Origin of the sequence: Nocardioides sp. 1609 (assembly GCF_004522105.1) — a bacterium.
Classification (GTDB): Bacteria; Actinomycetota; Actinomycetes; order Propionibacteriales; family Nocardioidaceae; genus Nocardioides.
Map to the genome: position 1 here is coordinate 199489 of NZ_SPUJ01000004.1, position 24226 is coordinate 223714.

25 protein-coding genes and 1 pseudogene are annotated in these 24226 nt (G+C 74.1%); 15 read left to right on the forward strand and 11 right to left on the reverse strand.

Annotated features, from left to right (window positions below):
- Positions 1–5 precede the first annotated feature (5 nt).
- The 7 genes from E4623_RS11340 (at position 6) to E4623_RS11370 (ending at position 7830) form a co-directional block, all read left to right on the forward strand.
- On the forward strand, positions 6–1661 hold the full coding sequence (locus E4623_RS11340; protein ID WP_134766656.1) for an AMP-binding protein: 1656 nt from the start codon (positions 6–8) through the stop codon (positions 1659–1661).
- 51 nt (positions 1662–1712) lie between these two features.
- A complete protein-coding gene (locus E4623_RS11345) occupies positions 1713–2585 on the forward strand; it encodes an acyl-CoA thioesterase domain-containing protein (RefSeq protein WP_134766657.1) in 873 nt (290 codons plus the stop codon).
- Between the two features lie 177 nt (positions 2586–2762).
- Positions 2763–3053 carry a metal-sensitive transcriptional regulator gene (locus E4623_RS11350; RefSeq protein ID WP_134766658.1) on the forward strand — a complete coding sequence of 97 codons (291 nt, stop codon included), beginning with the start codon at positions 2763–2765 and terminating at the stop codon, positions 3051–3053.
- Positions 3054–3087: 34 nt separating this feature from the next.
- Entirely contained in the window at positions 3088–3291 is a 204-nt protein-coding gene (locus tag E4623_RS11355) for a heavy-metal-associated domain-containing protein (protein ID WP_134766659.1), read from the forward strand.
- A 67-nt stretch (positions 3292–3358) separates the two neighbouring features.
- A complete protein-coding gene (locus E4623_RS11360) occupies positions 3359–4252 on the forward strand; it encodes a hypothetical protein (RefSeq protein WP_134766660.1) in 894 nt (297 codons plus the stop codon).
- Positions 4239–6488, forward strand: coding sequence for a heavy metal translocating P-type ATPase (locus E4623_RS11365; protein WP_134766661.1), 2250 nt, complete (start codon positions 4239–4241; stop codon positions 6486–6488). The genes E4623_RS11360 and E4623_RS11365 overlap by 14 nt, the downstream gene beginning before the upstream one ends.
- Positions 6489–6498: 10 nt before the next feature.
- Positions 6499–7830 carry a cytochrome P450 gene (locus E4623_RS11370; protein WP_134766662.1) on the forward strand — a complete coding sequence of 444 codons (1332 nt, stop codon included), beginning with the start codon at positions 6499–6501 and terminating at the stop codon, positions 7828–7830.
- A 73-nt stretch (positions 7831–7903) separates the two neighbouring features.
- Here the strand turns inward: E4623_RS11370 and E4623_RS11375 are convergent, their stop codons facing one another.
- Positions 7904–8464 carry a DNA starvation/stationary phase protection protein gene (locus E4623_RS11375; protein ID WP_134766663.1) on the reverse strand — a complete coding sequence of 187 codons (561 nt, stop codon included), beginning with the start codon at positions 8462–8464 and terminating at the stop codon, positions 7904–7906.
- An 85-nt stretch (positions 8465–8549) separates the two neighbouring features.
- Between E4623_RS11375 and E4623_RS11380 the strand changes: the two genes are divergently transcribed.
- From E4623_RS11380 to E4623_RS11395, 4 genes are read left to right on the forward strand one after another with little or no spacing between them, the layout of a single operon-like run.
- Positions 8550–8978 (forward strand): phage holin family protein, encoded by a 429-nt coding sequence (locus tag E4623_RS11380; RefSeq protein ID WP_134766664.1) that lies wholly within the window; start codon positions 8550–8552, stop codon positions 8976–8978.
- The gene (locus tag E4623_RS11385; RefSeq protein ID WP_134766665.1) at positions 8971–9180 is read left to right on the forward strand and encodes a DUF3618 domain-containing protein; all 210 of its coding nucleotides are present in this window, start codon (positions 8971–8973) and stop codon (positions 9178–9180) included. Before E4623_RS11380 ends, E4623_RS11385 begins: the two co-directional genes overlap by 8 nt.
- Positions 9177–9485, forward strand: a complete 309-nt coding sequence (locus E4623_RS11390) for a DUF4235 domain-containing protein (protein WP_134766666.1) — start codon at positions 9177–9179, stop codon at positions 9483–9485. Before E4623_RS11385 ends, E4623_RS11390 begins: the two co-directional genes overlap by 4 nt.
- Before the next feature lie 36 nt (positions 9486–9521).
- The gene (locus tag E4623_RS11395) at positions 9522–11219 is read left to right on the forward strand and encodes an alkaline phosphatase D family protein (RefSeq protein ID WP_134766667.1); all 1698 of its coding nucleotides are present in this window, start codon (positions 9522–9524) and stop codon (positions 11217–11219) included.
- 171 nt (positions 11220–11390) lie between these two features.
- On the opposite strand, the gene E4623_RS11400 is transcribed toward E4623_RS11395, so the two are convergent.
- The 8 genes and pseudogenes from E4623_RS11400 to E4623_RS11430 all read right to left on the reverse strand — a co-directional run bounded on the left by E4623_RS11400 (position 11391) and on the right by E4623_RS11430 (position 17458).
- Positions 11391–12221 carry a DNA-formamidopyrimidine glycosylase family protein gene (locus tag E4623_RS11400; protein WP_134766668.1) on the reverse strand — a complete coding sequence of 277 codons (831 nt, stop codon included), beginning with the start codon at positions 12219–12221 and terminating at the stop codon, positions 11391–11393.
- A gap of 10 nt (positions 12222–12231) precedes the next feature.
- Complete coding sequence (locus E4623_RS11405) at positions 12232–13080, reverse strand: hypothetical protein (protein ID WP_134766669.1); 849 nt, start codon at positions 13078–13080, stop codon at positions 12232–12234.
- 33 nt (positions 13081–13113) lie between these two features.
- Positions 13114–13410 (reverse strand): hypothetical protein, encoded by a 297-nt coding sequence (locus tag E4623_RS11410; RefSeq protein ID WP_209020637.1) that lies wholly within the window; start codon positions 13408–13410, stop codon positions 13114–13116.
- Positions 13407–14996, reverse strand: coding sequence for a radical SAM protein (locus E4623_RS11415; protein ID WP_209020638.1), 1590 nt, complete (start codon positions 14994–14996; stop codon positions 13407–13409). The genes E4623_RS11410 and E4623_RS11415 overlap by 4 nt, the downstream gene beginning before the upstream one ends.
- A complete protein-coding gene (locus tag E4623_RS11420) occupies positions 14993–15358 on the reverse strand; it encodes a hypothetical protein (protein ID WP_134766670.1) in 366 nt (121 codons plus the stop codon). The genes E4623_RS11415 and E4623_RS11420 overlap by 4 nt, the downstream gene beginning before the upstream one ends.
- Complete coding sequence (locus tag E4623_RS22980; protein ID WP_209020639.1) at positions 15355–15768, reverse strand: prolipoprotein diacylglyceryl transferase family protein; 414 nt, start codon at positions 15766–15768, stop codon at positions 15355–15357. Before E4623_RS22980 ends, E4623_RS11420 begins: the two co-directional genes overlap by 4 nt.
- Positions 15769–15779: 11 nt before the next feature.
- A pseudogene (locus tag E4623_RS23435) lies at positions 15780–16133 on the reverse strand (hypothetical protein); the annotation flags it as partial.
- 56 nt (positions 16134–16189) lie between these two features.
- Entirely contained in the window at positions 16190–17458 is a 1269-nt protein-coding gene (locus E4623_RS11430; protein ID WP_134766671.1) for an MFS transporter, read from the reverse strand.
- Between the two features lie 68 nt (positions 17459–17526).
- On the opposite strand from E4623_RS11430, the gene E4623_RS11435 reads away from it, so the two are divergent.
- Both E4623_RS11435 and E4623_RS11440 read left to right on the forward strand, forming a co-directional pair.
- On the forward strand, positions 17527–18132 hold the full coding sequence (locus E4623_RS11435; protein ID WP_134766672.1) for a helix-turn-helix domain-containing protein: 606 nt from the start codon (positions 17527–17529) through the stop codon (positions 18130–18132).
- A gap of 47 nt (positions 18133–18179) precedes the next feature.
- Positions 18180–18503, forward strand: a complete 324-nt coding sequence (locus E4623_RS11440) for a sterol carrier family protein (protein ID WP_245155031.1) — start codon at positions 18180–18182, stop codon at positions 18501–18503.
- A 30-nt stretch (positions 18504–18533) separates the two neighbouring features.
- Here E4623_RS11440 and E4623_RS11445 read toward each other — a convergent pair whose 3' ends face one another.
- Positions 18534–19112, reverse strand: coding sequence for a hypothetical protein (locus E4623_RS11445; RefSeq protein WP_134766674.1), 579 nt, complete (start codon positions 19110–19112; stop codon positions 18534–18536).
- A gap of 423 nt (positions 19113–19535) precedes the next feature.
- On the opposite strand from E4623_RS11445, the gene E4623_RS11450 reads away from it, so the two are divergent.
- Both E4623_RS11450 and E4623_RS11455 read left to right on the forward strand, forming a co-directional pair.
- Positions 19536–20897, forward strand: coding sequence for a dipeptidase (locus tag E4623_RS11450; protein ID WP_134766675.1), 1362 nt, complete (start codon positions 19536–19538; stop codon positions 20895–20897).
- 84 nt (positions 20898–20981) lie between these two features.
- Positions 20982–22415, forward strand: coding sequence for an FAD/NAD(P)-binding protein (locus E4623_RS11455; RefSeq protein ID WP_134766676.1), 1434 nt, complete (start codon positions 20982–20984; stop codon positions 22413–22415).
- An 18-nt stretch (positions 22416–22433) separates the two neighbouring features.
- Here E4623_RS11455 and E4623_RS11460 read toward each other — a convergent pair whose 3' ends face one another.
- The gene (locus tag E4623_RS11460) at positions 22434–24206 is read right to left on the reverse strand and encodes a HAMP domain-containing sensor histidine kinase (RefSeq protein ID WP_134766677.1); all 1773 of its coding nucleotides are present in this window, start codon (positions 24204–24206) and stop codon (positions 22434–22436) included.
- Positions 24207–24226 lie beyond the last annotated feature (20 nt).

Consider the following 24226-nt stretch of genomic DNA (forward strand, 5'->3'; position numbering starts at 1 on the left):
CGCCCGTGAGCGTCTACGACGAACGCCCGTGGCTGTCGCTGTACGGCGACCTGCCACCCGACCTCGAGTCGGAGCACCCGAACGCCCTGGAGATGTTCCGGGCCGGGCTGGCCGCCGACCCGGACGGCGTCGCCGTCGTCTACTTCGACGGCACCCTGACCCGCCGCGAGCTCGACGCCCAGAGCGACGCGCTCGCGAGTGCCCTGCTGGCCGACGGCTTCCGGGCCGGCGAGCGGCTCGCGGTCTACCTGCAGAACGTGCCGCAGTTCGTGGTCTGCATGCTCGCCGCCTGGAAGGCCGGCGGCGTGCTGGTCTCGATCAACCCGATGAGCCGCGCCCGCGAGCTGTCCTACCTGCTGCAGGACTCGGGCGCGACCGTGCTGGTGGCGCTCGAGTCCCTGTACGACGAGGTCGGCCGTGACGTCGTCCCCGACACCGCGGTGCGCCTGGTGCTCACCACGAGCGAGCTGGACCACCAGACGCGCGACGACCCGCGGCTGTTCGCCGGCGTCACCCGGCAGCGGCACGAGGGCACGACCGACCTCGCCGCGCTCGTCGAGCAGCACGCCGGCGAGGTGCCGCCGCCGGTCGGGCTGGCCGGCGACGACGTCGCGTTCCTGACCTACACCTCCGGCACCACCGGGGTGCCCAAGGGTGCGATGAACACCCACCGCAACGTCGTGTTCACCTCGCGGGTCTACCGCGAGTGGGCCCGGTTCCAGCGCGGCGGGTCGATCTTCGGCATCGCGCCGCTGTTCCACATCACCGGGCTGATCGGGCACATCGGCGTCAGCTTCGACGCGCCGGCGCCGCTGGTGCTGGCCTACCGCTTCGAGCCGAACGTCGTCCTCGACGCGCTCCTCGAGCACCGGCCCACCTACACCATCGGCGCGATCACCGCCTTCAACGCGCTGTTCAACGCCCCGGCGTTCACCAAGGACCACTTCTCGTCGTTCACCTCGACCTACTCGGGCGGGGCGGCCATCTCCCCGACGGCCGAGAAGGCCTTCCTGGCCGCGACCGGGCTGCAGGTCCACAACGCCTACGGGCTCACCGAGACGACGAGTCCGATGACCCTGACGCCGTTCGGGACGCCGTCGCCGGTCGACCCGACCTCGGGCGCGCTCTCGGTCGGCACCCCGGTGCCGGGCACCATCGTGCGGATCCAGGACGAGGTGGGCCACGACGTGCCGCTCGGCGAGGTCGGCGAGATCGTCGCCGACGGGCCCCAGGTGGTGGCCGGCTACTGGGGCAAGCCCGACGAGACGGCGGCGAACCTGCCCGGGGGAGCGCTGAGGAGCGGCGACGTGGGGTTCATGAACCCCGAGGGCTGGATCTTCATCGTCGACCGCAAGAAGGACATGATCAACGCCTCCGGCTACAAGGTCTGGCCGCGCGAGGTGGAGGACGTCCTGGCCGAGCACGCCGCCGTTCGCGAGGCGGCCGTGATCGGTGTCCCCGACGAGCGGCGCGGCGAGACCGTCAAGGCCTTCGTCAGCCTCAAGCCCGGCACCAGCGCCACGCCGGAGGAGCTGGTCGCGCACTGCAAGGAGCGGATGGCCGCCTACAAGTACCCCCGCGAGGTGGTCGTCATCGACGAGCTCCCGAAGACCGTCACCGGCAAGATCCTGCGCCGCGAGCTCCGGACCCGGGGCGTCTAGGGAGCGCCCCAGAGGGAGATCCGCCCGGCGGGGGTGGTTAACGTCCGCCGGGTGGACCTCTCCTCCCTCTCGTTCTTCACCCTCGTCGAGCCGCCGGACGGCCCGGACGGCCCGCACGCCGCGGACGGCGCGCTCGCGCCGACCGACCTGGCCCGCAGCTCGTGGTCGCGCGAGCAGCTGCACGGCGTCGCGGTCAGCGGGGCCCTCGCGCGCACCGCCGAGCGGACCGTGGCCGCGCTCGGCCGGGACGACCTGCGGCCGGCACGGCACACCGTCGACCTGTTCCGGCCCGCCCGGTTCGAGCCGTGCACCCTGACGGCCGAGGTGGTGCGCGAGAGCCCCCGGATCTGCCTGGTCGACGTCGCGCTGAGCCAGCACGGCGAGCGGGTCGCGCGGGCGTCCGTGCTGTTCCTCAAGGCGACCGAGTCGACCGACGCGGCGATCTGGGAGCCGGGCGACCGGCCCGGTCCGCCGCCCGTGGACGTCGCCCCGCCGACCGACCGCCCGGCGGTGCCGTTCCTGCGCAGCGACGCCGCGTGGTCCCAGGACTTCCGGCAGCACCAGAACGCCGGGCGGAAGATGTCGTGGAACGCCGCCGTCCCGGTGGTCGCCGGCGAGCGGTTGACGCCGTTCGAGGCGGCCGCGGCGACGGCGGACGGCGCCAGCCTGGTGCTCAACTGGGGCAGCGCCGGGGTGCAGCACATCAACACCGACGTCACGCTCGCGCTGGCCCGGCTGCCGCGCGGCACCGAGGTCGGGCTGGCCGCGCTCGACCGGGTCGAGGTCGAGGGGATCGCCGTCGGGACGGCGGCCGTCTTCGACCGGGAGGGCCCGATCGGCGAGGTCGTGGTGACCTCCCTGGTCAACGCGCGCCGGTCGATCAGCTTCGACCGCGAGGAGTACCGCGACCCGAACCGAGCCTGAGCCGCGACACGAAGACCCGAACCGGGTCGCGAGGAGCGCGCCGACCGCGGGCCCGACGCGTGCAATTGCCGAGGTTGGCTCGGTCTCGGCGCCGCGAGCCGAGCCAGCGTGGGCAATTGCACTGCTGGGCCGGTCCACGTCTTGCCTCGGGTACCCTAGGGGGGTAGGGTAACAAGCATGGACCACGGACCGGGCTACGCCAGCCACAAGGACGACTACCTCAAGCGGATGAAGCGCATCGAGGGTCAGGTGCGCGGCATCGAGCGGATGATCGAGAGCGACACCTACTGCATCGACATCCTCACGCAGGTCTCGGCCGCCACGAAGGCGCTGCAGGCCGTCGCGCTCGGGCTCGTCGACGAGCACATGGCGCACTGCGTCCTCGACGCCGCCAGGACCGGCGGGCCCGAGGCCGAGCAGAAGCTCAAGGAGGCGTCCGCGGCGATCGCGCGCCTCGTCCGGTCCTGACCCGGCCACCCACCGTCCCGAGAGGAACCACCCGATGTCGACCACCACCTTTGCCGTCACCGGCATGACCTGCCAGCACTGCGTCGCCTCGGTCACCGAGGAGCTCACCGAGGTCCCCGGCGTCACCGACGTCGCGGTCGACCTGGACACCGGCGCCGTGACCGTCACCAGCGACCAGCCCCTCCCCGACGGCGCCGTCCGCGCCGCCGTCGAGGAAGCGGGCTACACGCTCACATGACCACCCCAGGCCGTTCTCCGGTTCCCCCGCTCCGCTCCTCCGCCGGACAACGGCCCGGGGACCACGGATGAGCACCCCGGTCCGGCTCGTGGTCTTCGCCCTCGGGCTGGTCGCCGTCTTCGCGGCGGCGGTCGGCATCGGCCGGGCCACCGGCCCGGTCGGCCCCGTCGGCCCGGCCGACGGTCGCGAGGTCGCCCACGCCGGCGCCCACGACACCGACACCGACACCGACACCGACGAGCCCGGCCTCCCCGGTGGACTCGCGTCCAGCCTGGACGGCTACACGCTCGAGCTCGACCGCGCGACGCTGCGGCCCGGCACCCGCGAGGTCGCCTTCCGGATCACCGACGAGGACGGCGACGCCGTCACCGACTACCGCGTCGAGCACGAGAAGCTGCTGCACCTGGTCGCCGTCCGCCGTGACGGTGCCGGCTACCAGCACGTCCATCCCGAGCTCGGCGCCGACGGCACCTGGCGGGTCCCGCTCGACCTGACCCCGTCCGCCTGGCGGCTCATCGCCGACTTCACGCCGGAGGACGCCGGCGACGGGGCGGGGCTCGTCCTCGGTGTCGACCTGCTCGTGCCCGGACCGACCGACGTCGTGCCGGCCCCGCCGCTCACCCGCACCGCGACCGTCGACGACTACACCGTGACCGTGACGGGCAGCCTCGTCGCCGGCGAGCACTCGACGCTCGAGCTCGCCGTCTCCCGGGACGGCGTCCCGGTGACCGACCTCCAGCCCTACCTCGGCGCGTACGGCCACCTCGTCGCCCTCCGCGAGGGCGACCTCGCCCACCTCCACGTGCACCCCGAGGAGGGACCGAGCGGCCCCACCGTCGCCTTCACCGCCGAGGTGCCGAGCACCGGCCGCTACCGGCTCCACCTCGACTTCCAGCACGAGGGCGTCGTCCGCACCGCCTCCTTCGTGCTGTCGGCGGAGGCGAGCCATGACGACCACTGACCTCGCCATCACCGGCATGACCTGCGCCGCCTGCGCGAACCGGATCGAGCGCAAGCTGAACAAGCTCGACGGCGTCGAGGCCACCGTCAACTACGCCACCGAGAAGGCCCGCGTCTCCCACGCCGACGGCGTCAGCACCGACGACCTGCTGCGCACCGTCGAGGCCGCCGGGTACGCCGCCACCCTGCCCGTCGTCCCGGCCCCGGGCGACGACGCCGGGACGGCGCGGGCCGCCGACCCGACCCGGAGCCTGCGCGACCGGGTGCTCGTCTCGGCCGTGCTGAGCATCCCGGTCGTCGCGATGGCGATGGTGCCGGCGCTGCAGGTCGACGGGTGGCAGTGGCTCTCGCTCACCCTGGCCGCGCCGGTCGTCGTGTGGGGCGCGCTGCCCTTCCACCGCGCCGCCTGGACCAACCTGCGCCACGGCGCGGCCACGATGGACACCCTCGTCTCGGTCGGCACCCTCGCGGCGTTCGGCTGGTCGCTCTACGCGCTGCTCCTCGGCACCGCCGGCGAGATCGGCATGACGCACCCCTTCCGGTTCGTCATCGAGCGGGGCGACGGCGCCGCGATGATCTACCTCGAGGCCGCCGCCGGCGTCACCACGCTCGTGCTCACCGGGCGCTACGTCGAGGCGCGGTCGAAGCGCCGCGCCGGCGCTGCGCTCCGGGCGCTGCTCGACCTCGGGGCCCACGACGTCGCCGTCCTGCCCGAGGGTCCCGACGGCCCCGAACGCCGGGTGCCGGCCGCCGACCTCGCGGTGGGCGAGCTGTTCGTCGTCCGGCCGGGGGAGAAGGTCGCCACCGACGGCGTCGTCACCGACGGCGGCTCGGCGGTCGACGCGTCGCTGCTGACCGGCGAGTCGGTGCCGGTCGAGGTCGGCGTCGGCGACGCCGTCGTCGGGGCGACGGTCAACGTCGGCGGGCGGCTCGTCGTCCGCGCGACCCGGGTCGGCTCCGACACCCAGCTCGCCCAGATGGCGCGGCTCGTCGAGGACGCCCAGAACGGCAAGGCGGCCGCCCAGCGGCTCGCCGACCGGATCTCCGGCGTCTTCGTGCCCGTCGTCCTCGCGCTGGCCGCGGCCACCCTCGGGTTCTGGATCGGCACCGGCGCCGGCACCGCCGCCGCGGTGACCGCCGCGGTCGCCGTGCTGGTGATCGCCTGCCCGTGCGCGCTCGGGCTCGCGACGCCGACCGCGCTGCTCGTCGGCACCGGCCGCGGCGCCCAGCTCGGCATCCTGGTCAAGGGGCCGGAGGCGCTCGAACGGGCCCGCGCCGTCGACGTCGTGCTGCTCGACAAGACCGGCACGGTCACCACCGGCACGATGACGCTGCGCGACGTCGTCCCCGCCGCCGGGGAGGACGCCGAGCGCGTGCTGCGGCTCGCCGCCTCCCTCGAGCACGCCTCCGAGCACCCGGTGGCCCGCGCGGTCGCGGCCGGCGCCGGACCGGTCGGGGGCCTGGTGCCGGTGACGTCGTTCGCGAACGTCGAGGGTCTCGGCGTCACCGGCACCGTCGACGGGCTCGACGTGGTCGTCGGTCGGCCGTCGCTGCTGGCCGACCGCGGCCTGCGGCTCGGGCCCGACCTCGAGGCCGCTCTCGACGACGCCCGCGCGCGCGGCGGCACCGCGGTCGCCGTGGGCTGGGACGGCGCCGCACGCGGCGTCCTCGTCGTCGCCGATGCCGTCAAGCCCGAGGCCGCGGAGGCGGTCCGCCGGCTGCGCGACCTCGGCCTGACTCCGGTGCTGCTCACCGGCGACCACGAGACGGTCGCCCGGGCCGTCGCGGCCGACGTCGGGATCGACCCCGACAGCGTGGTGGCCGGGGTGCTGCCCGCCGGCAAGGTCGACGTCGTCCGCCGCTACCAGGACGCCGGCCGAGCGGTCGCGATGGTCGGCGACGGCGTCAACGACGCCGCCGCGCTCGCGCAGGCCGACCTCGGCATCGCCCTGGGCAGCGGCTCCGACGTCGCCATCGAGGCGAGCGACCTGACCCTGGTCCGCAGCGACCTGCGCGTCGTCGCGGACGCCGTCCGGCTCTCGCGGCGCACGCTCGCGACGATCCGGGGCAACCTGTTCTGGGCGTTCGGCTACAACGTCGCCGCGATCCCGCTCGCCGCCCTCGGCCTGCTCAACCCGATGATCGCCGGCGCCGCGATGGCGTTCTCGTCGGTCTTCGTGGTGCTCAACAGCCTGCGGCTGCGCCGGTTCCGGGCGCAGGCCGGCGCCGCAGCGTAACCTCACTTATGTGACCGTCCGCGAGCTGCCGCCGATCCGACGCGAGGACCGGGGCCTGCCGGTCCTGGGCCGCGCCCTCGCCTACGCCCGTGACCCGCTCGCGCTGTTCGAGCGGCAGTGGGAGCACTACGGGCCGGTCGCGCCGCTGCGGGGGCTCGGCGGCACGTGGGTGATGCTGCTCGGCCCGGACGCCTGCCAGGCGGCGTTCCAGAACGGTGAGAAGGCCTTCGCCAACGGCCCGGCCTGGTCGCAGCTCGTCGGGCCGTTCTTCGACCGCGGCCTGATGCTCCTCGACTTCGACGAGCACCGGCTGCACCGGCGGATCATGCAGGAGGCGTTCACCCGGCCGCGGCTGGAGGGGTACGCCGACGGCATGCACCCCGCGATCGAGCGGGGCCTCGCGACGTGGGCGCCGGCGCCCGGCTTCCGCTCGTACCCGGCGCTCAAGCAGCTGACCCTCGACATCGCCGCCGACATCTTCATGGGCGGTGCCGAGGACGCGACGCCCGAGGAGATGGAGCGGGTCAACCGCGCCTTCGTCGCCTGCGTGCAGGCCGCCGGTGCGCTGGTGCGCAAGGACCTGCCGCTGACCCGGTGGGGACGCGCCCACCGCGGCCGCGAGGTGCTCGAGGAGTGGCTGCGGCACTACCTGCCGTCGCGTCGGGCGCGGCTGACCGACGACCTGTTCTCCCAGCTGTGCCACATCGAGACCGCCGGGGGAGAGCGGTTCTCCGACGACGACGTCGTCAACCACATGATCTTCTTGATGATGGCCGCGCACGACACCTCGACGAGCACGCTCTCGACGATGCTGCAGCACCTCGGCCAGCACCCCGCCTGGCAGGAGCGGTGCCGCGCCGAGTCGGCGGCCCTCGGCGACCGGCCGAGCCTCGCCGAGCTCGACGGGCTCACCTCGCTCGAGCTGGTGATGAAGGAGTGCCTGCGGCTGCGCGCACCGGTGCCGGTCGTCGTGCGCCAGACCGTCAAGGACGTCGTCGTCGAGGGCGTGCGGATCCCGGCCGACACCTTCGTGATCGTGGCCGCCCAGTTCTCGCACCTGCGGCCGGACCTGTGGACCGACCCCACGGCGTTCGACCCCGAGCGGTTCTCCGACACCCGGCGCGAGGACCGCAGCCACCGCTTCGCGTGGGAGCCGTTCGGCGGCGGCGTCCACAAGTGCCTCGGGCTCTTCTTCGCGGGCATGGAGGTCAAGGCGGTCATGCACCACCTGCTCCGCAGCCACGAGTGGAGCGTCGATCCGTCGTACGTCGCCCCGCTCAACAACCACTCCCTGCCGTTCCCCACCGACGGTCAGCCCGTCGACCTCCGGAGACGACGCTGACCCGTCACCCATGGGTGACGGGTCAGCGTGGAGTGCGAGGTGACCCGTCACCCTTGGGTGACGGGTCGGTGGGTCACTCGGCAGCCGCGGCCGCGGCTTCCTCCTCGGAGCCGGCGCCGGCGGTGCTGAGCGCGCCGCTCTTGTCCTCGAGGTGGGCGCGGACGAACCAGTGGAACAGCTCGAGCTTGTCGGTCTGCCCGATGAGCATGTCCTGGCTGACGACGTCGAGCTCCTCGAGCTCCTTGATCGCGTCGCGGTAGCTGGTGATGACGCCCTGGTAGACGAGGTCGAGGGCGCCGAGGTGCTCCTGGGTCGTCGCGCGACCGATGGAGTACTCCTCCCAGGTGCGCTCCTGGACCAGGACGCCGGGCGTGCCCTGCGGCGAGCCGCCGAGGGTCGCGATCCGCTCGGCGAGGGAGTCGCTGAACCCGCGGACCTCCTCGACCTGCGGGTCGATCATCTCGTGGACGGCGATGAAGTGCGGGCCCACCACGTTCCAGTGGACGTGCTTGAGGGTGAGGTGCAGGTCGTTGGTGGCGTGCAGACGCCCCTGCAGCAGTTCGACGACCCGCTCGGCGGCCTCGGTCGGGATGCCGGGGGTCGTGTAACGGAGCTTGCCGGTGCTAGTAGCCATGCTTCGAACGTAGCCACGCGCGCGAAGGGGCACGTCACCGGAAGGGGTGGACCCCGTGGCCCGGGCCAGGCCTAGCGTCGCTGCAATGAGTGATCCCCAGCAGTCCGTCGGGCAGCCACCCCAGCCGGGTCAGCCCACGAGCACCGGTGAGCTGATCTCCCGGCTGTCGGACCAGTCGAGCCAGCTCATCCGCGACGAGATCCGGCTCGCCCAGGCCGAGACGGCGCAGAAGGTCAAGCACGGCGTCTCCGGCATCGCCGGCTTCGGCGTCGCCGGGGTGCTCGCGCTGTACGGCGTCCTCGGGCTGCTCGCGACCGCCGTCCTCGGGCTGGCCGAGGTGCTGCCCGCGTGGCTGTCGGCGCTGATCGTCTCGGTCGTCGTCCTCCTCGCCGCGGCGGCCGCCGCTCTGCTGGGCAAGAAGGAGATGGCCGAGGTCGGGGGAGTCGCCCCCACCCGCGCCGTCGAGGGCGTCAAGCAGGACGTCGAGACGCTGAAGGGCGGGCACCATGAGTGAGTCCAACGACCCCGCGGCCATCCAGGCCGACATCGAGCGCACCCGCGCCGACTTCGCCGCGACCGTCGACCAGCTGACCGGCCGGCTCGAGGAGCGCAAGGCGCAGGCCAAGGACCTCGGGGTGAAGGTGGCCGCCGGCGGCGCCGCCGTCCTCCTCGTCCTGGTGGTCGTCCGCGTCGTCCGGTCGAGGAGGTCGTCGTGAGGCAGCAGCCGAAGGTCGAGGCGCAGGGCGGCAAGGCCGCCCGCGTGCTCTACAAGCCGTGGGGGATCGTGGGCAGCCTCGTCGCCGCCCTCATCGCCCGCCAGGTCTTCACCGTGGTGTGGACCAAGGTCGTGCCGGTCGATAGCGACGACCCTCCCAAGCCGCTCGAGTCGGAGTACTCCCTCGGCCAGGTCGTGCTCGCCGCCACCATCCAGGGCGCCATCTTCGCCGTCGTCAAGGCGCTCTTCCAGCGGGCCTCTGCGCGCGGTTTCCAGCGCTGGACCGGCGAGTGGCCGGGTGACTGAGGTCCTCCTGGCAGGCCTCCTGGTAGGCATGGCCGCATGACGTCCCTCGTGCTCGGTCCCCTCCTGCGGCACGTCGACGAGACGTCCGCGTCGATCTGGGTGGAGGTCGACGCCCCCGCCCGGGTGCGGGTGACGACCGAGGGCGGCCCGTCCGCCGAGTCGGCGACGTTCGCCGTGCACGGTCACCACTACGCGCTGGTCTGCCTCGACGGGCTCGAGCGCGGCCGGCGCTACCCGTACGCCGTGACCGTCGACGGCGAGGCGGTGTGGCCCGAGCCGGGGTCCGACCTGCCGCCGTCGGTGGTGCCGACGCTCGACCACCGCAAGCCCCTGCGACTCGCCTACGGCTCGTGCCGCACGTCGGTCGGCCACGACCGGGAGGGCAACGCGACCCACGGCGTCGACGCCCTGCGCGCCTTCGCGCTGCGCATGGCCGGCCTGACCGACGCGGGCAGCGACGACCCCGACCGCTCCCACGGTGGGGCGCCGCGCTGGCCCGACCTGGTGGCCTTCCTCGGCGACCAGGTCTACGCCGACGAGACGACGAAGGAGATGCAGGCCTTCATCGAGCAGCGTCGTGGTCTCGACAGCGAGCCCGGCGACGAGCTCAAGGACTACGAGGAGTACGCCCACCTCTACCGGCTCGCCTGGTCGGACCCGGTCAACCGCTGGCTGCTGTCGACGCTGCCCAGCCTGATGATCTTCGACGACCACGACATCCGCGACGACTGGAACACCTCGCGCGCCTGGAAGGACGAGATGGAGGCCACCTCGTGGTGGCACGACCGGATCGTCGGCGGCCTGGCGTCGTACTGGGTCTACCAGCACCTCGGCAACATGACGCCGTCCGAGCGCGTGGAGGACGACATCTGGCAGCTGCTCCTCGAGCACGCCGACGAGCCGGGGTACGACGTCAGCGACGTCCTCGACGCGTTCGCCGACCGCGCCGACCAGGAGCCGACGTCGTACCGGTGGAGCTTCGTGCGCGACCTGGGCCCGCAGGCCCGCCTGGTCGTCGTCGACTCCCGGGCGGCGCGGGTGCTCGAGGACGACGACCGCAGCATCCTCGACGAGGAGGAGCTGGCCTGGCTCGACGGTCAGCTGCGCGGCGACGTCGACCACCTGCTCGTGGCGACCTCGCTGCCGTTCCTGCTGGCGCCGGGGCTGCACTACGTGGAGGCGTTCTCCGAGGCGCTCGCCGGTGGCGGGTGGGGACGGCGCCTCACCGGCTTCGGCGAGAAGGTCCGCCAGACCGTCGACCTCGAGCACTGGGCGGCGTTCCAGAAGGGGTTCGGCGAGGTCGCCCGGATGACGCTCGAGGTCGGCCGCGGCGAGCGCGGCCGCGCACCGGCGACGATCACCTTCCTCTCCGGCGACGTCCACCACAGCTACCTCTCGGCGGTGAAGCCGCTGCCCGGCGTGCGCAGCCGGATCCTGCAGGCGGTCTGCTCGCCGATCCGCAACCCGCTCTCGCGCAAGTGGCGCTTCGCCACCGCCGCCCTCTCCTACGGCGTCGCCGGCCCACTCGGCCACGTCGCGGCCCGGTCGGCGAAGGTGCCGGAGGCGCCGTTCTCGTGGCGCCTGGTCGAGGGGCCCTGGTTCGACAACAACCTGGCCGTCCTCGAGGTCCACGGCGAGGGGATCCGGCTCTGGTGGGCCACCGGCAAGGTCGAGGACGACGTCGACCGCCCGCGCCTGGTCCGCGTCTCCGACGTCTCGATCGACTGCCCCTGATCCCGGGGGTCGCGAGCGCCCGGGAGCGGTAGTCCCGGCCGTATGGGCCCCTCCACGGGCCGGTCAGGGGCCCATACGGCCGGGACTACCGCAGCGGCGCGCGGACATGAAGCCCGAACGCGAGCAGGGCCTCGGCGACGGCCGGGCGAGCGGGACGGACGGGGCGGACGCTCACGCGGGCGGTCGTGGACGGCGCGTCTCGGGTCCCGGGCCGGGCTGGCAGTGCGGGCACCACCAGGTACGACGGTGGGCCGGGTCGTTCGGCAGCTCCGCGACCATCCGCACCTCGGTGCCGCACCGCAGGCACGGACGCCGCTGCCGGCCGGCGACCCAGTGGTCCTCGCCGCGGCGGCTGGAGCCGGTGGTCACCTGGTAGGCGCCGGGCACCAGGGCGGAGTGGCGCAGCGCCGTCGCGGCCCGGGCGACCAGCCGCTCGACGTCGACCGACCCGATCGGCGTCCAGGGGCTGACGCCGGCGAGGAAGGCGAGCTCGTTGACCCACAGGTTGCCGAGGCCGGCCATCCGGGTCTGGTCGAGCAGCGCCGAGACCACGGGCAGGGAGGGGTCCGAGCGCAGCCGGCGCGCGGCCTCGGCGGCGTCCCAGTCGTCGCGCAGCGGGTCGGGTCCGAGGTGGCCGACGATCGAGGCCTCCTCGGTCGTGGCCACCAGCGCGAGGTCGTGCAGCCGCAGTCCCCACGCCGTCGAGCCGGAGTCGAGCGCGAGCACCAGCCGGACCTCGTGCTGCAGCCGCCGCGGCAGCTGCTTGCCGGGGCCGGTGACCGACCACTCGCCGTCCATCCGCAGGTGGCTGTGCAGCGTGACGTCGCCGGAGAACCGGGTCAGCAGGTGCTTGCCGTGCGTGGCGTGCTCGAGGATCCGGCGCCCCGCGAGGTCCCGGGTGGCGAGCCTCGGGACCCGCAGGTCGGAGCGGACGACGGTGCGCCCGAGCAGCGAGCGGTCGAGCCGTCGCGCGAGCTTGTGGACGCTGTCGCCCTCGGGCACGGGAGCCTCCTCAGGCGAAGACGCCGGCGGGGAACGCCCCGGCCTTGAGCGCGCGGATCACCAGCGGCTTGCCGATCGCCCCGAGCCGCTCGCGGCCGTCCTCGCCGAGGGTCGCCCACGGCGCGAGCGCCATCTGGTCGGTCGCGGCCTCCACCGAGGCGCGCTGGGCGAGGCCGGCCTCGGTGAGCGCGCCGTCGTCGTCCACCAGGCCGCGCCCGGCGAGCGCCGAGACGGCGCCGGCCCACTGCTCGTCGGACCAGCCGCGGGTCAGCTTCGCCGCGGGCTCGGTGAAGCCGGTGCCGGTCGCGGTGTGGGTCACCAGCGACTCCAGGCCGGTGAGCCCGTGCGAGAGCAGCGCCGCGACGTGCCCGTCGCCGCGGTACTCGCGCAGCAGGCTCAGCCCGTGCCACAGCGCGAGGTGCGGCTCGTCGGGCCAGTCGAGGTCGGCGTGCGCGGCGTACAGCGGACGGCCGGCGGGGTCGCACCCGGCGACGGCGGCGCGGGTCAGGTCCGCGGCCTCGGCGACCTCGGGCGCGGCGATCGCCTCGTCGCCGAGGAGCCGGCGGTACGCCGCGTCGACCCCCCGGAACCGGGCGGCCACCACGTCGGCCGGGCTCGCGGCCTCCCAGACGGCCGGGACGAGCCTCGCGACCAGCGCCGGGTTGAAGACGAAGAACGTCGCCGTGACGGTGCCCGCGCCCACGGCACCCATCGGGGCCGAGCGCGACGCGAAGTACGTCGCCCGGCCCGTCCGGACGCCGAGCGCGACGAGCTCGGCGTCGACCTCCGGGGCGAAGTAGCAGAGGGCGTGCAGCGTCTCGAGGGTGCGGGCCGTGCGGCCGGCGGCGGTGGCGTCCACGGTCCCTGTCTACACGGGAGGGCCGGGCGCGGGTCACGTCACCCAGGACCAGGTGCCGACCGCGCCGGCGACGGCGAGCGCCGCGAGGTAGCCGAGCACCAGGCGGGTGTCACGCAGCACGCACCGCGACCGCTGGAGCCCGGCGCGCCACGCCCGCCAGTAGCCGCAGAAGCCGAGGACGGCGAAGCCGAGCAGGGCGACCGGTCCGAGGAGCCAGCCCAGCGCGGCGATCGTCGCGAACACGCACAGCCGCAGCGGGTCGTACGTCGCGGTGGACCCCGGCGAGGCGGTCGAGGTGGTCGGGCCGGTCGGGCCGGTCGGGGTGGTCACGGGAGGACCTCCAGCGGGTCGGGTCGCCCGGTCGCGGTCGACAGCCGGGTGCGGGAGAGCGGCGCCCACGCCTGGACGGCGCAGAACGGCGCGCACTGGTGCGCGGACGTCTCGGCGTTGACCGTCGCGACGTGCACGCAGCACTGGGTCAACCGCTCCTCGATCATCGTCGACATGTCCATGAACGGCTTGACCGTGATCCGGACGACGCGCTCGCCGAGCATCCTGCGCAGCCGCTTCCGCTGCCCGGGCAGCGCGGAGGACGCGAGCGTCGTGAGCGTGCCGATGCCGAGGTCGCAGTTCTCGCAGATGTCCTTCCAGACGGTGCCGATCGCCGGGTGCGACAGCGACGACTGCTCGCTCAGGAGGTCCAGCAGCGAGTCCTTGACGACCTTCCTCATCGTCGCCGGGATCGAGTCGTCGGCGATCCGGTTGGCCAGCACGTCGGGCTCGAGGTCGAGCCACTGCTTGAGCTTGTCGTGCCCGATCAGCGAGGTCAGCGAGCGCCAGGCGCCGGAGTCGTCGCGCAGCAGGTAGCCGACCGAGCAGCAGTGCGGGTGCGAGCACGGGAGGGCCGTGAGGTCGCGCCAGGTCACCTGGCCCGAGGTCTGCCCATCGAGCCGGGCGAGGACGCCGGTGTGCGTCAGCCGGTCGCTCGGGTCGATCCCCGACGAGCGGCCCGACCCGAACACGGGCTGGATCGTGACGCCGCCGACGTACGGCGTGTCGAGGCCGCGCTTGACGACGTGGCCGATCTCGTCGTCGTTGACCCCCAGGGCGGCGGTCATCGTGAGGGTCGTGAAGATGCCGGCGGCCGAGAGCCGGTCGAGCGCCCGGTCCTTGAAGCGCCGGATGTCGGCGCCGCGGTGGTGGGTCGAGGCCTGCGCCGACTCGCCGTCGAACTGGAGGTAGACCTCGACGCGCTCGCGGTGCCGGGTCAGCAGGGCGAGCAGCTCGTCGTCCTGGGCGATCCGGAGGCCGTTGGTGTTGACGAGCACCCGCACGACCGGGCGCCGGGCGACGGCGTCGAGCAGCTCGGCCAGGCGGGGGTACAGCGTGGGCTCACCGCCCGAGAGCATGAGCACGTCGATCCGGCCGTTCTCGCGGGACAGCCGGGTGTCGATCGAGGCGAGCACGGCCTCGAGCGGCGCCACCGACGACAGCGCCGGCGCCGACTCGGCGAAGCAGGTGGGGCAGCGCAGGTTGCAGTGGTCGGTGATGTCGGCGAGCAGGATGCAGGTGTGCTGGGTCTGCATCGCCGGCAGCCCGTCCGCGTAGGCCGCGGGCACCGGGGCGAAGTTGCCGGCCACGTCGGGCTGGTGCACCTTCGTGGGCGCCGTCCACTGCTCGAGGTAGGCGAGGATCTCGGGCGACTCGTCGTACAGCGTCGAGACGAGCCCGTGGTCGGGGCAGCCGCGCTCGAGCCAGACCCGGTCGTCGCGCACGGCGAGCCACCCGGAGAGCCGGCGCACGTCGGCGAGCGGCCGGTCGGGCACCTCCTCGTGGCAGTGCGGGCAGAAGGCGTTGACGTAGCGGTGGATCCGGTGGTCGCGCAGCGGCATCCCGGTGCCGGTGCCGGTGCTCATGCGGCCGCGTGCGAGTTGCTGAGGGCCGCGATCAGGGCGACGCAGGCCCCGCCGACGACGATCGCCACGATCGCCCAGCCGATCAGGATCCCGATGCCCCACGGCCGGGTGGCGGCGGAGAACATCAGCCCGATCGCGACGAGGGGCACCACCGCGATGGCGACGAAGACCGGCGTGATGGTGTCGCCGGACGCGGCCAGGCCGACGACCGGTGCGATGACCGACGCGACCCCACCGATCAGGGTCCCGAGGATGATCTGCGGCGCCCGCGACCGCTTCGGGGGCGGGCCGTAGCCGTAGCCGCCCGGCGGTAGCCCGGGTGGTCCGGGTGGTCCGGGTGGTGGTGGCGGGAGGTAGCTCATCGGGTCCTCGCTGGTTCGAGTCGGTAGACGCCCTTGCGGGCCTGGACGACGATCCGGGCCGCCACCAGCGGCACCGTCAGGAGCAGGAACAGCTGGGGTCGGGTGAGGCCCATCCACGCGACCTCGTTGCCGCGGACGAGCTCGACCAGGAACCGGAAGACGCCGTAGCCGAGCAGGTAGAAGGTCAGCGTCTCGCCGGGGGAGACCAGCCGGTGCCGCAGCCAGCACCAGATCACGACGAACGCGGCGGCCTGGAAGGCGATCTCGTAGAGGAACGACGGGTGCAGGGGGACGCCGGCGGGTGCGCCGAGCCGCGCGGCCGCGTCGGCGTCCAGACGGATCCCGAACGCGGTGTGGGTGGGGGTGCCGGGCAGCTCGGTGAGGAAGCAGCCGACGCGGCCGATCGCCATCCCAGCGCGACGGCGGGGGCGAACAGGTCACCGGTGCGCTCGCGGTAGCCGACGATGCGCTTCGCGACGTGCACGCCGATCCAGGCGCCGAACAGCCCGCCGAGGATGCTGCGGTTGCCGTAGAGCCACTGCTCGGCGAGCGAGGCGTTGGCGCGCAGGTCGAGGTGCTGCAGCCAGGGTCCGAGCCGCATCAGGATCGCGCCGCCGACCAGCGCGCCGAGGACGACGTACCAGATGCGCTCGTCGGTCTGCCCGCGCCGGCGGGCCTCGACCACGAAGACGACGACGGCCGCGAGCACGCCCAATCCCACGAAGAGCGCGTGGGTCGGGATCGGGATCCCGAGGAGGTCGATGTCCGGCAGCATCGGCTAGAGCATCGCACTCCGGACGCCCTTCCGCAGCCGACCCGGCCCGGCCCGGCTCAGGCGGGGACCTTCGCGGCCGGCGCGAGGGTGACCTCCGCCTCGGCCCGCCACACCGCCGGCCGCGGCACCGCCCGCACCGTCGCGCTGAGCGTCGGGATCAGCGCGGTGACGGCGACCAGCGCGCCGAGGACGACGACCGCGCCGGTGCCGCCCAGCAGCGCCAGCGACGTCCCGGCGACGACGGGGGCCAGCGGCATCGCCGACATCGAGGCGAACTGGCTGAACGACTGGGCCCGTCCGACCAGCTCGGACGGCGTCACGGCGAGCCGGTAGGCACCCATGCCGGCGTTGCCCGCGGGGTTGAGGAGCAGGGTGAACGCGAGGGTGGCCGCGACCACGACGGGGCTGTTCCAGAGGGCCAGGGGCACGAGGACCGGCAGGAAGCTCCACGCGATGGTGATCGTGAGCCATCCGGTCGCGAACCGCTCCATGATCCACGGGGCCAGCACGGCGCCGAGGATCCCGGCCGCGCCGGCCGTGGTCTCGACCAGGCCGAGGTGGACCGGGTCGACGCCGTCCTCGATCAGGCGGAGCACGGCCACGAAGAACAGGGCGTTGACGACGAGGTTGGTCAGCGCCGACCAGCACAGCAGCGTGCGGAAGAGGGGGTGGCCGAGCACGAAGCGGGCCCCGGCACCGAGGTCGTCGCGCACCCGCCGCCGCGGGCCGTCGTAGGGCGTGGGCGACAGGTCGGTCCGGATCCGGCCGAGCAGCACCCACGAGACGGCGTAGGTGACGGCGTCCGCGGCGAACGGCGCCCACCGCGCCGCGGCGTACAGCGCGCCGCCGAGCGGTGCGCCGAGCAGCCCGGCGACGTGCTCGCGGGCCTGGTTCTGCGCGAGCGCGGTCGGCAGGTCGTCGCGCGGGACGACGGTGCGCACCGCGGACGTCTCCGAGGGAGCGAACGCGCCGGCGCAGACGCCGGAGAGCAGCGCGACGACGAGCAGGTGCGCCGTCGTGAGGTGCCCGGCGATGCCGGCCGCCGCGAGCGAGGCGTAGAGCAGGACGCCGGCGCCGCTCGCCGTCCGCATCACGAGCCGGCGGTCGACCCGGTCGGCGACCACCCCCGCGGGGAGCAGGGTGCCGGCCAGGCCCAGCAGGTGCAGCGCCTCGGCCAGCGCGGCCGTCAGGGCCGAGCCGGTCAGCGCGTAGGCGAGCAGCGGGAACACGAACATGCTCATCCGGCTCCCGAGCGTGGACGCCGTCTGGCCGATCCACAGCGCGGTGAAGTCGTGGTTGCGGGCGAGGCTGCGGTAGCTGGACACATCCGCACCATATGGTGCGCAATAGATGTTGCGCAATAGTTCGTGCGGAACCTGGTTATGCTGCGCGCATGCCCGAGCCGCTCCCGTCGAACGTCGCCCACGACCCGCAGGTGTTGCGCGCGATCACCCATCCGGTGCGCAACCGGATCCTGTCCGAGCTCGACGCGCAGGGCTCGCTGCGAGCCGCCGACATCGCCCGCGAGCTCGACATCCCGGCCAACCAGGCGAGCTTCCACCTGCGCCAGCTGGCGAAGTACGGCCTCGTCGAGGAGGACCCGGACGCCGCCCGTGACAGGCGTGACCGGGTCTGGCGTGCGACGGGCACCGTGAACATCGACATCGAGGACCTCCAGGCAGGCCCGGGCGGCCCGGCCGCGGCCAGGGTCTTCCGCCGCAACGCCGCGAGCTGGGGACACCACGTCGTGGCGAGCGCGTATGCCGAGAAGCGCGAGCCCGGCATCCACCGCAGCGTCACCGACAGCGCGCTCCGGCTCACCGCCGCCGAGGCGGGCGTCCTCACCGAGGAGCTCCTCCAGGTGGTCGAGCGGTGGAGCGAGCGCACCCGCCTCGACACCGGTGACGGGGCCGGTGACGACAGCGGGGAGGCGCGCCGCACCTACCTCTACTTCGCGACCCTCCAGCCCTACCCAGAGCGCCCGGGCGGCACGCCGTAGCCTCGGTCGACGTGGCCGCCCGACTCCGTCCTGCCGATCCTGCCCTCGTGCGCGAGGCCTCCGAGCGCGTCGCCGCCGGCACCCACGAGCGGGCCGACCTCAAGCTGCTGGTGAAGCACTACCTCGCGGTGCTCGAGGACCGGGCGCCCGGCCACTCGGTCGAGGTCCGGGTGCCGCCGTACGCCGCCGTCCAGGTGATCGAGGGGGTCCGTCACACCCGCGGCACCCCGCCCGCGGTCGTCGAGACCGACGCCCTGACGTGGATCGCGCTCGCGACGGGCGCGCTGGCCTGGATCGACGCCCTCACCGACGCCCGCGCCTCGGCCTCCGGCGAGCGCACCGACCTGACGCCGTACCTCCCGCTGACCTGAGCCGGGCGGCAGCGGGAGGTCAGCGGGAGGTCAGCGGGAGATGGTGAAGGTGCTGCACCCGCCGTCGGTCACCTCGCCGGTCAGCGAGTCGACGGTCGCGTCGGGGACGTCGGCGCGCAGACCGACGAATCCATAGCCGTCGGGCTGGTCGAGCCACTCGGTACCGGCCAGGACCAGCTCGCCGTCGGCGATGGTGCCCTCCATCAGGAAGGCGCCGTTCGGCACGTCGGGGCCGTTCCGGGTCGGGCCGAACTCGAAGACCGCCTGGACGCCGTCGCCGTCGCCGAGGGAGGCCATCGTCAGGTTGAGCTTCGTCGTGCCCTGGGGGCACCGGTAGGTGCCCGTCCACGAGCCGCCGATCTCCATCGCCTCGAGGCTGGGCCCGGCCGGGGCGGACGGGTCGGGCGCCGACGGTGCCGAGGACGAGGGGGCGGGCGACGTCGGCGCGGGCGGGCTGGTCGCCGGCGCGGGCTCGGCGTCGGTCGGCTCGCTGCTCGGGTCGGGTGCGCTCGAGGACGTGTTCGGGTCGCCGGCCTTCTCGTCGTCGCCGTCGCCGTTGGCCAGGACGAACGCGGTGAGACTGCCGCCGACGAGCACGATCGCCAGCACCGCCGCGGCGATGATCCACGGCAGCTTGGACCGACCGCCGGGGCTCGGCTGGTAGCCGCCGGGGCCACCCGGCGGGTAGCCACCGGGCGGTCCGCCCTGCCACCCCGGGCCGGGCTGCTGCGACGGCCAGCCCGCCGGGGCGCCTGACGGCGGGGGGCCGTACCCGGGGCCGGGCGGCGGCCCTGACGGAGGACCGGACGGGGGCCCTGACGGGGGACCGGAGGGCGGGCCGGACGGGGGACCGGAGGGCGGCGGGGGCGGCTTGCCCGGACCGCCGGGTCGGCCCACCTGCGTCTCGGCAGAGTGCGGGTCCTCCGGGGGGCGCTGCGACATCGGGGCTCCAGCAGGTGTCGACGACGGGGGTCGCAGCGCATCATGCCCGGCCGCGCGGTCCTTCACGCCCGCCGGTCTAGATTGGCCGGCATGACTGCTGCGAGCGACGCCATCCGTGCCCAGGTGACCGACCTCATGCCGGGCATCCGGCGCGACCTTGAGGACCTCGTGCGGATCGAGTCGGTCAGCGCCGACCCGGCGCGGGCGGGCGAGGTGCAGCGCAGCGCCGAGGCCGTGGCCGCGCTCTTCCGAGCCGAGCGGTTCGCCAGCGTCGACATCGTCTCGGCCGAGGGCGGTGCCCCGGCCGTCATCGCGCACAAGCCCGGTCCGGACGGCGCGCCGACGGTGCTGCTCTACGCCCACCACGACGTCCAGCCCGAGAACGACCACGCCGACTGGGACAGCCCGCCGTTCGAGCCGACCGAGCGGGGCGAGCGCCTGTACGCCCGGGGCGCCGCCGACGACAAGGCCGGCATCGCCGCCCACCTCGGCGCGCTGCGCGTGTTCGAGGCCCTGGGCGACGGTCAGCTCCCGGTGAGCGTCACGATGTTCATCGAGGGCGAGGAGGAGGTCGGCTCCGAGACCCTCCCGGCCCTGCTGGCCGAGCACCAGGAGGCGCTGCGCGCCGACGTGATCGTGATCGCCGACTCCGGCAACTGGGACATCGGCGAGCCGGCGCTGACCACCAGCCTGCGCGGTCTCGTGCGGGTCGACGTGGAGGTCCGCACCCTCACCCACGCCGTGCACTCCGGCATGTGGGGCGGCCTCGTGCCCGACGGGATCATGGCGCTGACCCGCCTCCTCTCCTCACTCTACGACGACGAGGGCGCCCTGGCGATCGAGGGCCTGCACCACGGCCCGGCGGCCGACGTCGAGTACCCCGAGGTGCGCCTGCGCGCCGAGAGCGGCGCGGCGCCCGGCGTCGACTGGATCGGCCGCGGTCCGGTCGTGGAGCGGCTGTGGACCCAGCCGGCGCTCACCATCACCGGCCTCGACGCCCCTCGGGTCGACGGCGCCAGCAACACCCTCACGCCGGCCGCCCGGGCCCGGCTCAGCCTGCGCATCGCCCCCGGCGACACCACCGAGAACGCCCTCGCCCGGCTGACGGCCCACCTGGAGCAGCACGTCCCCTGGGGCGCCGGCCTGACCGTCACGACCGTCGACACGGGTGAGGCGACCTCGATCGACGCCACCGGCCCCGCCTACGACGCCGCGCGCGCGGCGTTCACCGAGGCCTGGGACGGCACCGAGCCGGTCGACATGGGCGTCGGCGGCTCCATCCCGTTCATCGCCGAGTTCCTCGAGGCGTTCCCCGAGGCCAGCGTGCTCGTCACGGGGGTCGAGGACCCCGACACCCGTGCCCACGGCGCCAACGAGGGGCTGCACCTCGCGGAGTTCGAGAGGGTCGTGCTGGCCGAGGCGTTCCTGCTGCGCAACCTCGGCGCGTTGTAGGCGGTCCCGTCGGCGCGGCGGCGACCCGCCGTCCGGGTGTGGTCGATTACCGGACTTTCTGTACTTGGTCGCTAGGATTACGCCATGTCTGTCGCGCCACTCCAGGTCCCGTCCCCCACGCAGGACTCCCGGTCCGTCCACCGGACGGCGATCATCGGGGGCGGGGCCAGCGGCGTCCTGACCGCGATCCAGCTGCTCTCCAGCAGCGACAACCCGCACCTGCGGGTCGAGATCCACGAGGCCAGCGGGATCGTCGGGCGGGGCATCGCCTACGGCACCAACGACCCGCACCACCTGCTGAACGTCCGCTCGCGCCACATGAGCGCGTTCGCCGACGTCCCCTCGGACCTCATCGACTGGGCCCGCGCCACCGGCCGCAGCCAGGACCCGCAGGCGTTCCTCCCGCGGCTCGACTTCGCGACCTACCTCCAGGACCGGCTCGCCTCCGTCGCCGACTACCGGCTGAGCATCCGCGCCGGCCGGGTCGACGACGTCGTCCCGCACACCGACAGCCACGGGGCCGGCTTCGACATCCACGCCCAGGACGTCGTCACCCATGCCGACAGCGTCGTCCTCGCCTACGGCAACCGCCGCCCCCAGCCGCTGGTGATCGACGGCGACGCCCTCCCGGCGGCGCCCTGGCACCTGGCCGACCCGTGGAACCTCGCCGGGCTCCGGATGCTGCCCGACGACGCGACGATCGTCGTCGTCGGCACCGGCCTGACCGCGGTCGACACCGTCATCACCCTCCTCGAGGAGGGCCCGGGCCGCCGGGTCGTCATGGTGAGCCGCAACGGGCTCCTCCCGCACCAGCACGTCGCGCAGCTGTCGACCGCGTGGGTCCAGCCCGTGCCCGAGGGTCCGCTGACCGCCGACCTGCTCGCCGAGCACGTGGCCGAGCAGGTCGCGGCGGCCGCCGCCCAGGGTGTCGGCTGGCGGGCCGTCGTCGACGGCCTGCGCGCCGCGACGCCGTCGCTGTGGAAGCGGCTGCCGATCGAGGAGCGACGCCGGTTCCTGGCCGTGCACGCCCGCGAGTGGGAGACCCGACGGCACCGGATGGCGCCCGAGGTCGCCCAGCGGATCCGCGCCTACGCCGACGACGGCCGCCTCAGCGTGCTCGGCGGCGGCCTCGTCTCGATCGCCGACCGCGGCGCCACCTGCCAGGTGCGGGTCGCCGGCGTCGACACCGCGCTCGTCGCCGGCGCGGTGGTCAACTGCACCGGCCCGTCGACCGACATCACCCGCAGCGACGACCCGCTGCTGCTCGCGCTCCGCGAGCGCGGCCTGGTCCGCCCCGACCCGCTGCTGCTCGGCATCGACACCACCGACGAGGGCCGCCTCATCGGTGACGACGGCACCGTGGCCCCGGGCCTGTTCGCCGTCGGCCCGCCGCGCAAGGGCACCCTGTGGGAGTCGACCGCGATCCCGGAGATCCGGGGTCAGGCCGCCGACGTCGCCCGCGGCATCCTCGGCCTGACCGGGGCCCGTCGCGTCGACACCGCAGGCGCCCCCGTCTGACCCGTCGGCCGGGATCCGTCACGCAGCGTCGGGCCGGGGGAGGAAGACCCGGAACGTGCTGCCCTCGCCGAGCCGGGACTCGACCTGGATCCGGCCGCCGTGCCGCTCGATGACCCGGGCACTGATGGTCAGTCCGAGGCCCGTGCCGGGCTGGGCCACGGCGTCGGGGTTGGTGGAGCGGAAGAACTCGGTGAACAGCCGCTGCTGGTCCTCGGGGGAGATCCCGATGCCCTCGTCGACCACCGCGAGCTCGACGAGGTCGGCGTGCTCGACGACGCGCACGGTGATGGCGCCGCCCCGCGGCGTGTACTTCACGGCGTTGCTCACCAGGTTGGTCAGCACCCGCTCGAGGTCCGTCGGGGAGCAGCACGCGAGGACCGGGTGCTCGGGCGTGTCGACGCGGACGTCGAGGTCGCGCCGGGTCGCGACGGTCCGGAGCAGCTCGAGGGCGCCGTCGACCAACGGGCGCACGTCCATCACCTCCGACGGCACCGCCGCCTCGGGGTCCTCGACCTCCGACAGCTCGAGCAGGCTGTCGACCAGTCGGCCCATCCGGCGCGCGGCCCGGTCCAGCGCGCCGAGGGAGCGCCGTCCGGTGCTGCTCAGGCTGGTGTCGCCCTCGAGGATCTCGACGTACCCGGACACGGCGGTCAGGGGGTTCTTCAGCTCGTGCGACACCGTCGACAGCACCTGCGACTTGTAGGCCGCCAACCGGCGCAGCTCGCCGACGAGGCGCTGCTCACGGGCCAGGTTGCGGGAGTTCACCACGGCCTGGCCGATGTCTCGCGCGATGTCGAGCGCGCCGGCCCGCTCGTCGGGGCTCCACCGCATGGTGGGGTCCTTGCGGCCGAGCACGAGGTGGCCGAGGTTGGCGTGTCCCGCTCCGAGCGGCACGACCATCGCGCTGCCCAGGCCGAGCAGCTCGAGCGCCTCGGTCAGCCGGGCGTGCTCCTGGTCGTCGAGGAGCGGGTCGCGCTCGATCTCCGGTCCGCTCAGCAGCACCTGCTGCTCGGCCCAGCAGCGCCGCGCGATCGCGCGGATGGTCTCCTTCAGCTCGTGGGGCAGCCCGGACGACGGCGAGCCGGCCCCCGGGAGCTCCGGCGTCGAGTAGGTGCGGATCTCGAGGTAGTCGGCCCGCATGCCCTCGAGCAGCGGGTCCCGGCAGTCGTCGAGCACGCTTTCCAGGTCGTCCTGGGACGTCGCGAACCGGACGACGCGGCGGGCGGCGTCCGCCAGCCGGATCCGCTCGGCGAGCTCCTCGCGCTCGACGGCCATCCGCAGGGTGCGCTCGGCCTGCGCGGCGTACCGCTCGAGCAGGTGGCGCTGGGTGACGTCGGGACGGCGGCCGGAGATCGGGACGTCGATCGACAGCACGCCGATGAGCCGGCCGCCGGCGTCGTACAGCGGCGCCAGGAGCAGGTCGAGCGGGTGCCAGGCGTCGACGGCGTCCACCGGCTCGATGTCGGGGATCCACCCGACCGCGGTGTCGCCCTCCTCGAGCCGGTCGTGCGGCACGAAGCGGAAGCGGCCCCAGTCGTCGGCGCGCTCGAGCTCGGGCAGCACGAGCGCGATCGGCGTCGCGACCCCGGCCATCGCGTCGGTGGCCTCGTTGCTGCCCTCGACCGAGATGGAGTACATGTGCTCGCCCACGACCACGCTGATGATCGCGATCTCGAACCCCACCATCTCCGCCACCGAGGCCGCGACCAGCGCCATGGCGTCGCGGGAGCCGACGTCGGACCACGTGGTGACGTCGAGGCGCGCGGGAGAACGGGGGAGGCCGTCCGGCACGGGGGGATCCTGAGGGGAGT

What these genes read in the sequence shown, in the direction of transcription:
- E4623_RS11350 (WP_134766658.1), top strand. Translation starts at nt 2,763, where the DNA reads ATGGACCACGGACCGGGCTACGCCAGCCACAAGGACGACTACCTCAAG.
- E4623_RS11355 (WP_134766659.1), top strand. Translation starts at nt 3,088, where the DNA reads ATGTCGACCACCACCTTTGCCGTCACCGGCATGACCTGCCAGCACTGC.
- E4623_RS11360 (WP_134766660.1), top strand. Translation starts at nt 3,359, where the DNA reads ATGAGCACCCCGGTCCGGCTCGTGGTCTTCGCCCTCGGGCTGGTCGCC.
- E4623_RS11365 (WP_134766661.1), top strand. Translation starts at nt 4,239, where the DNA reads ATGACGACCACTGACCTCGCCATCACCGGCATGACCTGCGCCGCCTGC.
- E4623_RS11375 (WP_134766663.1), bottom strand. Translation starts at nt 8,464, where the DNA reads ATGGCTACTAGCACCGGCAAGCTCCGTTACACGACCCCCGGCATCCCG.
- E4623_RS11380 (WP_134766664.1), top strand. Translation starts at nt 8,550, where the DNA reads ATGAGTGATCCCCAGCAGTCCGTCGGGCAGCCACCCCAGCCGGGTCAG.
- E4623_RS11385 (WP_134766665.1), top strand. Translation starts at nt 8,971, where the DNA reads ATGAGTGAGTCCAACGACCCCGCGGCCATCCAGGCCGACATCGAGCGC.
- E4623_RS11395 (WP_134766667.1), top strand. Translation starts at nt 9,522, where the DNA reads ATGACGTCCCTCGTGCTCGGTCCCCTCCTGCGGCACGTCGACGAGACG.
- E4623_RS11415 (WP_209020638.1), bottom strand. Translation starts at nt 14,996, where the DNA reads ATGAGCACCGGCACCGGCACCGGGATGCCGCTGCGCGACCACCGGATC.
- E4623_RS11420 (WP_134766670.1), bottom strand. Translation starts at nt 15,358, where the DNA reads ATGAGCTACCTCCCGCCACCACCACCCGGACCACCCGGACCACCCGGG.
- E4623_RS22980 (WP_209020639.1), bottom strand. Translation starts at nt 15,768, where the DNA reads ATGGCGATCGGCCGCGTCGGCTGCTTCCTCACCGAGCTGCCCGGCACC.
- E4623_RS11435 (WP_134766672.1), top strand. Translation starts at nt 17,527, where the DNA reads ATGCCCGAGCCGCTCCCGTCGAACGTCGCCCACGACCCGCAGGTGTTG.
- E4623_RS11450 (WP_134766675.1), top strand. Translation starts at nt 19,536, where the DNA reads ATGACTGCTGCGAGCGACGCCATCCGTGCCCAGGTGACCGACCTCATG.
- E4623_RS11455 (WP_134766676.1), top strand. Translation starts at nt 20,982, where the DNA reads ATGTCTGTCGCGCCACTCCAGGTCCCGTCCCCCACGCAGGACTCCCGG.